Annotated in this window: 8 protein-coding genes; 5 read left to right on the top strand and 3 right to left on the bottom strand. The window is 53.7% G+C overall.

Annotated features, from left to right (window positions below; genetic code table 11):
• Positions 1-132: 132 nt before the first annotated feature.
• The 3 genes from RC74_RS20060 to RC74_RS20050 all read left to right on the top strand — a co-directional run bounded on the left by RC74_RS20060 (position 133) and on the right by RC74_RS20050 (position 4,619).
• Positions 133-1,707, top strand: coding sequence for a Re/Si-specific NAD(P)(+) transhydrogenase subunit alpha (locus RC74_RS20060; protein WP_038999832.1), 1,575 nt, complete (start codon positions 133-135; stop codon positions 1,705-1,707).
• Positions 1,708-1,720: 13 nt separating this feature from the next.
• Positions 1,721-3,154: an NAD(P)(+) transhydrogenase (Re/Si-specific) subunit beta gene (locus RC74_RS20055; protein ID WP_038999821.1), complete on the top strand. Its 1,434-nt coding sequence runs from the start codon at positions 1,721-1,723 to the stop codon at positions 3,152-3,154.
• Between the two features lie 172 nt (positions 3,155-3,326).
• Entirely contained in the window at positions 3,327-4,619 is a 1,293-nt protein-coding gene (locus tag RC74_RS20050; protein ID WP_038999822.1) for a DUF3422 family protein, read from the top strand.
• A 59-nt stretch (positions 4,620-4,678) separates the two neighbouring features.
• On the opposite strand, the gene RC74_RS20045 is transcribed toward RC74_RS20050, so the two are convergent.
• From RC74_RS20045 to RC74_RS20035, 3 genes are all read right to left on the bottom strand, one after another.
• Positions 4,679-5,602, bottom strand: coding sequence for an ABC transporter permease (locus RC74_RS20045; RefSeq protein ID WP_038999823.1), 924 nt, complete (start codon positions 5,600-5,602; stop codon positions 4,679-4,681).
• Positions 5,595-6,602, bottom strand: a complete 1,008-nt coding sequence (locus RC74_RS20040) for an ABC transporter permease (RefSeq protein ID WP_038999825.1) — start codon at positions 6,600-6,602, stop codon at positions 5,595-5,597. Before RC74_RS20040 ends, RC74_RS20045 begins: the two co-directional genes overlap by 8 nt.
• A gap of 109 nt (positions 6,603-6,711) precedes the next feature.
• Positions 6,712-8,406 carry a peptide ABC transporter substrate-binding protein gene (locus RC74_RS20035; protein ID WP_038999827.1) on the bottom strand — a complete coding sequence of 565 codons (1,695 nt, stop codon included), beginning with the start codon at positions 8,404-8,406 and terminating at the stop codon, positions 6,712-6,714.
• Positions 8,407-8,791: 385 nt separating this feature from the next.
• Here RC74_RS20035 and RC74_RS20030 point away from each other — a divergent pair, with 385 nt between their 5' ends.
• Together RC74_RS20030 and argE are read left to right on the top strand one after the other, a co-directional pair.
• On the top strand, positions 8,792-10,630 hold the full coding sequence (locus RC74_RS20030; RefSeq protein WP_038999833.1) for an ABC transporter ATP-binding protein: 1,839 nt from the start codon (positions 8,792-8,794) through the stop codon (positions 10,628-10,630).
• 35 nt (positions 10,631-10,665) lie between these two features.
• Entirely contained in the window at positions 10,666-11,829 is a 1,164-nt protein-coding gene (argE, locus tag RC74_RS20025) for an acetylornithine deacetylase (protein WP_038999828.1), read from the top strand.

Genomic DNA, 11,829 nt, shown 5'->3' with positions numbered 1-11,829 from the left:
GCGGTTCCTAAATGCTCCATGTTAGCGCTAAACCTATGAACAAGTGTTGAGAAACAATCTTGCGCAAGATATGAGATACAACGCCAGAAGTTTCAATTTCAGGCAAAGAATGTGAAAAAGGGGAAATGTGCTGTGAAAATCGGAGCACCGAAGGAGACTTTTGAGGGCGAAAATCGCGTTGCGATGACACCCGATAGTGCTCTCCAGTTGCAAAAACTGGGGTATGAGTGCGCAATTGAAGCAGGTGCTGGTAAAGCAGCGGGCTTTGCCGACGCCTTGTACAAAGACGCGGGCGTCGAAGTTCTCAAGAGCGCAGCCGCGCTTTGGAAAGCTTCTGACATTGTCGTCAAAGTACGTCAGCCCAGTGCGGCGGAAACCAAACGATTGACCCAAGGGCAAACGTTGATTTCCTTCTTTAATCCTGCCGCGAATGCGGACGGAATGGAAGCGGCACGGGCGCAAGGCGCAAATGTGATTGCCATGGAAATGGTGCCGCGCATTAGTCGCGCCCAGAAAATGGACGCGTTGTCGTCTATGGCAAATATCGCGGGCTACCGCGCTGTTATCGAAGCTGGCAACAACTTTGGACGTTTCTTTACGGGTCAAATCACCGCAGCGGGCAAAGTGCCTCCAGCGAAGGTTTTGGTTGTTGGCGCGGGGGTTGCTGGATTGGCTGCCATCGGAACGGCAACAAGCCTTGGCGCGATTACTTATGCGTTTGATGTGCGGCCCGAAGTGGCCGAGCAAGTCGAATCTATGGGTGCGCAATTTGTGTTCCTTGACTTTGAGGAAGCCCAAGCGGATGGCGCGGCGACAGGTGGCTATGCTGCGGTTTCCTCCCCTGAGTTCCGCGAAGCACAATTGGCTAAGTTCCGTGAACTTGCTCCAGAGATGGACATTGTTATCACCACGGCGCTGATCCCGAACCGTGAAGCACCTGAATTGTGGACCGAAGACATGGTTGCCGCAATGAAGCCCGGTTCTGTGATCATCGACCTTGCCGCCGAGAAGGGGGGCAACTGTAAGCTCACCGTGCCGGACGAGAAAATCGTAACCAAAAATGGCGTGACCATAGTCGGTTATACTGATTTCCCTAGCCGGATGGCCGCGCAAGCTTCCACGCTCTACTCCACAAATATTCGTCACATGTTGACTGATCTGACACCGGAAAAAGACGGCAAGATCAACCACAACATGGAAGATGACGTGATCCGTGGCGCGACCGTGACCTTTGAAAAAGAGATCACCTTCCCACCACCACCTCCCAAGATTGCGGCCATCGCAGCCCAGAAACCCAAAGAGGTGGCCCCACAGCTTACCCCTGAGGAAAAACGCGCGGCGGAAGTCGCGGCGTTCAAGGCGCAAACCAAACAGCAAGTGACTTTGCTTGCGGTTGGCGCAGCGGTTTTGCTCGGTATTGGCCTTGTGGCTCCTGCGAGCTTCATGCAGCACTTCATCGTGTTTGTGCTCGCGGTTTTCGTTGGCTTTCAGGTCATTTGGGGCGTCGCGCACTCGTTGCATACGCCGTTGATGGCGGTGACCAATGCGATTTCATCGATCATCATTCTGGGGGCCTTGATGCAAATCGGATCGGGCAGCTTCCTTGTGATCCTCCTTGCTGCTGTCTCGGTCTTTATGGCTGGGATCAACATATTTGGTGGCTTCCTCGTAACTCGGCGCATGCTTGCCATGTTCCAGAAATCTTAAGGGGGACTGATTGATGGATTACGGATTTACAACCGCAGCCTATGTAGTGTCGGCTGTTCTTTTCATCTTGTCGCTTGGCGGATTGTCAGGGCAGGAAAGTGCAAAACGCGCAGTTTGGTACGGTATCGTGGGGATGGCCTTGGCCGTATTTGCGACGCTGATTGGACCAGGGGCTGGCCTCTGGTGGCTCTCAATTCTGCTCATCGCGGGCGGCGGTGCCATCGGTTATCAGGTCGCAACACGCGTTCAGATGACCGAGATGCCACAGCTTGTGGCGGCGATGCACTCGCTCGTTGGTTTGGCCGCTGTGTTTGTCGGCTTTGCCGCGCATATCGAGTTGGGCCGCGTTATGGGTATGGATGCTGCAACTCGGCAGGGTCTGGATGGTTTTGCGGGCCTTTTGGCGCATAAAACAGGCGTTGAAGTCGCAATCCTGCGGGTCGAGTTGTTCCTTGGTATCTTTATTGGTGCGATCACCTTTACAGGTTCCGTCGTTGCCTATGGCAAGCTCGCGGGCAAGGTAAGTACAGTCGCAACGAAACTTCCGGGCGGCCATACGCTTAATGCAACGGCTGCGGGTATTTCGTTGATTTGCTTGGTTTGGTACTTCAATACTGGCGGGTTCTTCCCACTGTTCTTGATGACTCTGGCCGCGCTTTTCATCGGCTATCACTTGATTATGGGCATCGGTGGCGCGGATATGCCGGTCGTTGTTTCCATGCTCAACAGCTACTCTGGTTGGGCGGCTGCGGCGATTGGTTTCTCCCTCAGCAATGATCTGTTGATCGTTGTGGGGGCCTTGGTTGGCTCCTCGGGTGCGATCCTCTCCTACATCATGTGTAAGGCGATGAACCGCAGCTTTGTCAGCGTGATCTTGGGCGGCTTTGGCGGCACAAGTGGACCTCAAATGGAGGTCGAAGGCGAGCAAATCGCCATTGACGCCGACGGGGTTGCAGCAGCGCTTGATGAAGCGGACAGCATTGTCATCATTCCAGGCTACGGCATGGCGGTGGCTCAGGCACAGCAATCAGTGTCCGAGTTGACCAAACGTCTGCGGGCCAAGGGCAAGACTGTGCGTTTTGCGATCCACCCTGTTGCGGGTCGCCTTCCGGGGCACATGAACGTTTTGCTGGCCGAAGCGCGCGTGCCATATGACATCGTGATGGAAATGGACGAGATCAACGGCGATTTTCCGAAGACGGATGTTGCCATCGTGATTGGGTCTAACGACATCGTAAATCCCGCCGCACAGGATGATCCAAACAGCCCGATCGCCGGTATGCCGGTGTTGGAATGTTGGAAAGCCAAGCAAGTGTTTGTGTCTAAGCGTGGTCAAGGTACGGGCTATTCCGGTATCGAGAACCCGCTGTTTTATAAAGAGAATACACGGATGTTCTATGGGGATGCGAAGACTTCTCTTGATCTGCTGCTGACCAAAATCAGCTAGTCAGCCATTTACAAAACCACAGAGCGCCCCGCAAGAAATTGCGGGGCGTTTTGCGTTGGGGCGGCTTGTATACCAATGCACACTTCTAACATGTTGAAAAACATACAGCTATTTCTTGCGGTGAAGCCCATCGTACATTATTCAATCGAAAACTCAGGAAAAGGCCCAGTCCATGGTGAAAGACCACTCACAGCGCTATCAACTCGCCAATGCGCTCCATGATCGCCCGTTTCCAGCGATACAAGCGCCCTCACAAGTGGCCTTTTTGGCGCTTCTGACGGGTCCCGCACCGCACCGCGACCTGTCGGCAGAACGCGCCCATCTTTTGATGCTGTTGGACCGTCACGGTGCAGCGCATCCTGCACCGGACGCCACGCATTATTTTGGTGCGATCGGGCGACATTTCTTGAAGTGGGAGAGCCACAGCGAGTTTGTCACCTACACGATCATCACCGAAGGCGAGGCGCTCCGTCCCTTCGATCCCGTTGAATTTGATGTTTTCCCACCCGATTGGCTGGACGTGGCCCCCGGAGAGCGGATCACATCGATGCTCATCCATGTCGCAAAAACTCCCGAGATTGAGAGCCTGACCCGCGACCTCAAAGACTGGTTTGTGCCAGAGAGCCTCGCGGTGAGTTATGTCGTGGATCAGTCGGCCGTTATTGCTTCGGATTTTCGGATTGATAGCGCGGGGCATGTACGATTTGCGTTGTTTGTGGCCCCGAATGTCGGGGTGCAACGGGTTGGCCGTATTATGCAGCGCATTTGCGAAGTTGAAACCTATAAGACGGCAGCACTACTGGGGTATTTGCGCGCCCAGCGGTTGATGCGGGATTTGGGCGGAATGGACGCCCAGCTGACCCAACTTGTGCTGGAAATGTCGGACTTGGAGGTCGCGCCCGAAGCGACTTTGGCGGCGTTGCTTCCCCTTGCGGCGCGCCTTGAGCAGGAAACCGCAGATGTGAGCTATCGGTTCGGGGCGACCCGCGCCTATGAAGCCATTGTCACCCAGCGGATCTCGGTCCTGCGCGAAGAGCGTTTGAAGGGGCATCAAACCCTTGCGGAGTTCATGATGCGCCGATTTGATCCCGCGATGCGTACCACCCAAGCGGCCTCGCGCTTGTTGCAAAGCATGTCGGATCGGGCCCTGCGTGCGGGCGATTTGCTCCGCACCCGCGTAGACGTTGAGCGCAGCGCCCAGAACCAAGCCATCCTGCAAAGCATGGACAAACGCGCCGACCTTCAATTGCGCCTGCAAGAAACCGTCGAGGGGCTCTCGGTCGTTGCTGTCAGCTATTACACGGTCAATCTGTTGATGTATGTCCTTGCCCCGTTTGCCGCAGCTTATGGGGTGAACAAGGCATGGCTTGTGACAGGGCTTGTTCCGATTGTTATGCTTTGTGTTTGGGCGGGTGTTCGGCGAGTAAAAGGGCGGATATCCAAACGACACACGAGCGATTTTTAAAGAAGGACGTTCTGAAATGAAAACAGCGCGTGGAGTGATCCGCGCGCTGTTTTTGTATTCTAACGTCCGCGAATGCGTGGGTCGAGTGCATCGCGTAAACCGTCGCCAATGTAGTTGACGGCCAGAACGGTGAACGAGATCGCCACACCGGGCCACATGACGCGTTCGGGATATTGCTGCAGGTAATCAACGCCGTCAAACAACAAACGCCCCCATGTCGGGAAGTCGGGTGGAAAGCCAAGGCCAAGGAACGACAGCGCGCTTTCCGTGATGATCGCATTGGCAATCCCTAGCGTGGCCGACACCATAATAGGTGACATAACGTTGGGCAGGATGTGACGTACGATCATCTTTGTCGGAGGCGTGCCGATGGAATGAGCCGCCAGTACAAACTCGCGCTCCTTGAGCGCCAAAACATCGCCGCGCACGATCCGCGCGGCTTGCATCCAACTGGTCATCCCAATGGCAAACACCATCAGCACAAAGATACCACCCGCTGGACCAAATACGCGGCTTAGCGGGTCTCTGAACAGCATGATGGTTACCAAGAGAAGCGGCAACAAGGGCAGGGCAAGGAATAAGTCCGTGAAGCGCATCAGAAGGCCATCGAGGCTTTTAAAATACCCCGAAACAACGCCGACAAACGTTCCCACAACAAGCGACAGACCCATCGCCGTCAGTCCAACAGCCATCGACACTTGGCCGCCCGCCATCATACGCGCAAGCATATCGCGCCCGAGTTGGTCGGTGCCAAAGGGATGTCCGAAACTCGGGCTTTGATTGCGGGCGCGGATATCGATGTAGGTCGGGTCGATCGTCCAGAGCCACGGACCGATGAGCACAAAGAGCACAATGAAGGTAAAGAAAACCAACCCCGCCATCGCGCCTTTATGTGTTTTGAATTGATCCCAAACGTCCCACCACTGACTGCGGGGAGCTTCCAAATCGACGATATCGAGGGAATGAACTGCAGGTTTAGTCATAGCGGATCCTTGGGTCGAGGATGCCATAGAGCACATCCGCGATCAGGTTAAAGAGAATGATAAGGATCGCAAAGATCACGGTGAGGGTCTGAACTGTCGGGAGGTCATTGGCTTGGATCGCTGTAATCAGGAGCTGGCCAAGGCCGTTTACCTTAAACACTTGCTCAGTGATGATCGCGCCCGAAAATACCGTCGGAACCCCAAGCGCAATCACGGTCACCACAGGGATCATCGAGTTGCGCAAGACATGGACCAAAACCACTGTTTTCTCGCTCAATCCCTTGGCACGCGCTGTGCGTACATAGTCTTGGTTGAGATTGTCGAGCATCGACGCCCGCATGAACCGGCTGATTTGCGCGGCATTATAGAGCGCGAGCACAAAGACCGGCATGATCATTTGTTTCACTTGGAAAACGAACGAGGACCAACTGTTGACCACATGGGTCGTGTCATAAATCGATGGGAACCATTGCAGTTTGACCGAAAACACCACGATAAGTAGTACGCCGGTAAAGAAGGTCGGCACCGAAAAGCCGATCATAGAGATGAACGTCCCGATTTGATCAAAGATGGAGTATTGCTTGTAAGCTGAAATCACCCCGATTGGCAGCGCGATCAGCGTACCTACCACATAGGAAAGCCCAACAACCCAAAGAGTTTGCGGGATACGTTGCGCAACTACATCCATGACCGAGGAGCGCCACTGCCAGCTAATGATACGCGGCATGTCTTGGGAAAAATGGGTGCCAAACATGGCGTCAAAAATATAGATCGGCTCTACGACATAGAATTGATAAAGCCATTTCACGAAACGGATGGGGATCGGTTGACCCAGTCCAAGGGCTTCGCGCATTTGCGCTTTGACTTCTGGAGGGACCGTCAGTGGCACGGAGGCCATTGGATCGCCTGGCGCGAGTTCAAGCAGGAGGAAGATCACCAACGAAATGAGGATCGTTGTTGGGATCGCAATCAAGAGCCTGCGAATAGTGAATGTCAGCATACGGAAAGTCCTAGGCCGAGTTGGTCGGCTCTATCTTTATGAATTTACCCAAGGAAAGGGCCTATGAAGAAAGGGCGCTCCCATTGCAGGGAGCGCCCAATTTCATAGATTACATGCGATACCAGTCGGCTGCATTCCACAGCTCGCTGTCCCATGTGTTCAGGATCACACCGCCAAGAGTATTGGAGTGCGCAGAAACACGGCCACGATCCACGAGCGGGATGATGACGTATTCTTGCATGAGCATGTCGTTCATAGCTTTTGCCATTTCCGCACGGTCATTGATGTCGCCTGTTGTGGCCATTTTGGCAACGAGGGCGTCGTACTCTTCAGAACAGAAGCGTGGCATGTTGTTGCCCTGCCATTGGTTTTCTGGTTGAGGAGCTTGCTTACATTCCCAGTTCGCCATGTAGCTTTCTGGATCTGTGCCGTCAAAGTTGTTGGCGTACATTTCAACGTCCGCAAAGAACTTCTGGAAGGTATCGGGCGAACCGGGGTCACCACCAAAGAACACGGAAGAGTCGATGTTGCGCAACTCGGATTCAACACCGATTTCATTCCACCACTGTTTGATCAGCGCTTGGAAATCCTGACGAACAGCGTTTGTGGATGATTGGTACAGCATAGAAAGACGAACGCCGTCTTTCGCACGAACACCATCTGCGCCTTTAACCCAACCGTTGCTTTCTAAAAGCTCATTCGCGCCAGCGATATCTTGCACGAGGCAAGCATCGTTTGCAGTCGAAGCATAGATCGCAGGAGCAGGCAGAACGTTACATGTAGGACGTCCAGCCGCGCCATAGCCGATTTCAGTCAGCAACGCACGGTCGATCGCCATGGAAAGCGCTTTACGAACGTTGATGTCTGTAAGGAAAGGGTGTGGATGCGCAATCGTGCCGCGCTCATCGCCGAGGTCAGGGTTAACGTCGGTTTGGTTGACCATGATGCGTTCAACCAATGTGCCGAAGCCGGAAATGATTTCGCCTTTGCCCTTGGCTTCCATCGCTTCGAGAACTTCTGGAGCCAACTGAAGGTTCCAAGCGTAGTCAAATTCGCCTGTTTCCAATACCGCACGACCCGCAGCTGTTGCGTCGCCGCCACCTTTCAACGTTGCCGTTGCAAACGCTGGTTTGGCTGGGTCACGGTAATTCGGGTTCGCGACCAAGGACACAACGTCATTTGGGCGGAATTCGGTGACCATGAAGGGGCCAGTGCCGATAGGGCTAAAGTTCGCGTCTGTGCATTCAGGAGCTTTTGCGCCCAAGCAATCTGCGAATTGTGCTTTTTGAATGATCGGTGCCTGCGCACCTACAAAGGGTCCGTAGGGGAACGGCTTGGAAATGCCAAACGTCACCACAACGGTCAGATCGTCGGGTGTATCGACCGAAACGACGTCATTGTATTTCTCGGACTGGGAGCAACCGCCACCTTCCGTTGTGCAATATTCCCAAGTGAATCTAACGTCCTCTGAGGTGAGAGGGGTGCCGTCGGACCACAAAAGGCCGGACTTCAATTTCCAAGTGATGGTTGTCAAATCTTCGGAAACGCCACCGTTTTCAACCGTTGGAACGCTTTCGACGAGAAAAGGAACAATGGTGCCATCTTGGTTGTAGCGGGCGAGCGGTTCAATAACCAAGCTGCCAGCTTCAAGGTCTTTTGTCCCGCCGGAAAGATAGGGGTTCATCAGCGACGGCGCCTGCCAATAAATGATGTTCACATGGCCGTCTGCGCCACGTTCGGCATGGGCCATTGGCGCCAGTGCAAAAGCAGCAGCAGCGCCCATTAGGGCTGTTTTAAATTTCATACTTCTCTCCTTGTTGGATGTTTGGACCACAGTTTGCCAAGTTTATCTCAGCGTTTTCCTGTTTACGTTTTTCAATCGGCAAGATCATTTCGTTTCATACGATACTAACGACTCACTCCAATTATTGGTCCGCTACCAGTGCAGTTCAGGTTAGTTTGCGAAAAATTGCAAGTATTCGATATCATAAAACCTTTGAATGTGCGTGGGGTTACGCTCTATTTGCCGAAATCAGTCGGCGATACGCACAAATTTTGGTTTTTATGGTCAGTTTTCGGGCATTGTTGCAGGTTTATTCGCCGAAAACTTTCTAAACGGAAAGGGGTTTGACTTTGCTCCCACGCGAAGATTAGCGTTGGGGGCATCAAAAACAAAGAAAAGCAAAGCCATGCTGGATCAGCCCTTAATCGACATTAAGAACCTTCGCGTAGAGTTTGAAACCAATAGCGGAATCGTGATTGGGGTCGAGGATATTTCCTTCTCGATCAGCCCCGGAGAGACCCTCTGTGTGGTGGGCGAATCGGGATCGGGTAAATCAGTTTCGTCTCTTTCGATCATGCGATTGGTTGAATTTGGCGGTGGCGATATCGCCGGCGGCTCGATGGTTTTTGATCGCGGGGCCAAGGGTAAAATCGATCTCGCGTCTATTGATGCTAACGATATGCGCAGTATTCGCGGGAACGAAATTGGGATGATTTTCCAAGAACCGATGACCTCCCTCAATCCGGTCTTTACTGTCGGACGCCAGTTGACGGAAGGGCTGATTCTTCACAAGAAAATGTCCAAGTCCCAAGCCCGTACGCGCGCCATCGAATTGCTGCGAGATGTGCGCATTCCGGAGCCTGAAAACCGCTTGGATCAATACCCGCACGAGCTTTCTGGCGGCATGCGGCAACGGGTTGTCATTGCGATGGCGATGGCCTGCGAGCCGCGCTTGCTTATCTGTGATGAGCCGACGACCGCGCTCGATGTGACCATTCAAGCCGAGATTTTGGCGCTGATTGATCGCCTAAAGCGCGAGCACGGAACTGCGGTTTTGTTCATCACCCATGACATGGCCGTCGTCGCGCAAATGGCGGACCGTGTGATTGTCATGTATCGTGGAAACATGATGGAAGAGGGCACCGTCGAGCAAATCTTCGAAGCCCCAAAGCATGATTACACCAAAGCCCTCTTGGCCGCCGTGCCAAGGCTGGGTGAAATGGATGGAAAACCCGCCCCTGAGCCAATGCGCATTATGGGCGACGAAGATAAATATGCCGCCGTTGTTGCCAAGGCAAAAGCAAAACATGCTGCGGCCCCAAAGGACGTCAAACCGCTCTTGACCGTCAATAACCTCACCACGCGTTTCCCCGTCAAGAAGGGTTTGATGCGCCGCACCGTGGCCAATGTGCACGCGGTTGAAGATGTTTCGTTCACCCTCAATCCGGGTGAAACGCTTTCGCTTGTTGGTGAGAGTGGGTGTGGAAAATCTTCCTGTGGCCGCTCGATTTTACGACTGGTGGAACCTTTGAGTGGCGAAGTGGATTTGGACGGCGTCGATATTCTTGGCCTCAACACCAAGGATTTGCGTAAGGCCCGTCGGGATATGCAGATGGTGTTCCAAGACCCGTTTGCCTCCCTCAATCCACAGGTGCGCTTGATTGATCAGGTCGCCGAGCCGATGCGCAATTTTAACCTCGCATCAGGGAGTGAGTTGACCGACCGTGTCGCGAGCCTGTTTGATCGTGTGGAATTGCCGCGCAGCTTCCTAAAACGGTTCCCGCATGAGCTTTCTGGGGGCCAGCGCCAACGCATCGCCATCGCGCGTGCCCTCGCGTTGAACCCAAAGCTTGTGATCGCAGACGAGGCTGTGTCCGCGTTGGACGTGTCGGTGCAGGCGCAAGTCCTCAATCTGTTGATGGAATTGCAAGCCGACCTCGGCATCGCGATGCTATTCATCAGCCACGATATGGCCGTTGTCGAGCGTGTTAGCCATAACACGGCCGTCATGTATTTGGGGCGTATTGTCGAGATTGGACCGCGCCAAGAAGTGTTTCAAAACCCACAACACAGCTATACGCAGTCCCTTATGTCTGCGGTGCCTGTGGCGGATCCACGGCGTAGAAAAATCAGTTCAGATGTCTCCTTTAAGCCCATTCCTTCGCCCATTTTCCCGAAGGATTATCAGCCAGAGCCTTCGACCTATGCTGAAGTCTCAAAAGGTCATTTTGTCCTTAATTCATAATAATTTACCTTAAGCACTTAAGGTAAGGAGTTTACATGGGTATATCCCTGACTGCCCGAGAGATCCTTGAAAAACTGGTGAGTTTTAACACCGTCAGCGATCGGTCGAACTTGCCGCTTGTTGAATGGGTTGAAACCTATTTGAACAGTCACGGTGTTGAGGCTTTTCGCGTCTATGATGAAACCGGCGAGAAGGCCTCGCTCTTTGCGAATGTCGGCCCAAAGGTGGCGGGCGGAGTGATCCTTTCGGGGCATACCGACGTTGTGCCCGTAGCGGGCCAAGCATGGCATACTGACCCGTTTGAAGTGGTCGAAAAAGACGGCAAACTTTACGGGCGTGGCACTGCGGATATGAAAGGGTTTGACGCCCTCGCGCTTTGGGCGGTTCCGCATGCGCTGGCGGCGGGTATCAAGCGCCCGTTGCAAATTGCCTTGTCCTATGACGAGGAAATCGGCTGTATTGGGGCCCCGCCGATGATTGCGGCGATGGCGTCCCTTCCCAAGGCGCAGGCAGCGATTATTGGCGAGCCGTCGAGTATGAAAACGGTCACCAGTCATAAGGGCGGTATCGGGTTTAAAATCCATGTGCGCGGTTTTGAAGTGCACAGCTCCCTTATCCACAGAGGTGTGTCCGCAATCATGTTTGGTGCTGACTTGATCCAGTGGGCCAGTGCTGTGAATGCAAAGCACGCTGAGACAGAACCCAGCCCCTTGGCCGCAGAATTTGATCCGCCCTATACGACGGCGCACGTTGGAAAAATTTCTGGAGGGACGGCCCATAACATCACCGCCAAAGATTGCTATTTCGACATCTCCTTTCGGGTTGTACCCGGCGAGACGACAGGGATGTGGGAAGAGCGTTTGCGCGCGAAGGTTTCAGAGATTGAGGCCGAAATGCAGGCCATCCACTCCGAAACCGGCATTGATATTTCTCCCGATTTTGGCGTTCCTCCTTTGGCGCCTGAGGTGAATGGTGCCGCCGAAACTCTCGTCCGTACTTTAACGGGGGACAACGCCACGCATGCGGTTTCTTATGCCACAGAAGCTGGGCAATTTCAGGAGGGTGGCCATTCGGCGGTTGTCTGTGGGCCCGGCGATATTGCACAGGCGCATCAACCAAACGAATTTTTAGAAATCCGTCAACTAGAGGCCGGAGAAGCCTTTATGAGACGACTTATTACACATCTCGCACAGGATTAA

This window comes from Falsihalocynthiibacter arcticus (genome assembly GCF_000812665.2).
Lineage (GTDB): Bacteria > Pseudomonadota > Alphaproteobacteria > Rhodobacterales > Rhodobacteraceae > Falsihalocynthiibacter > Falsihalocynthiibacter arcticus.
The sequence above is the reverse complement of the archived record's forward strand: the minus strand, read 5'-3'. Positions and strand labels throughout refer to the sequence as shown.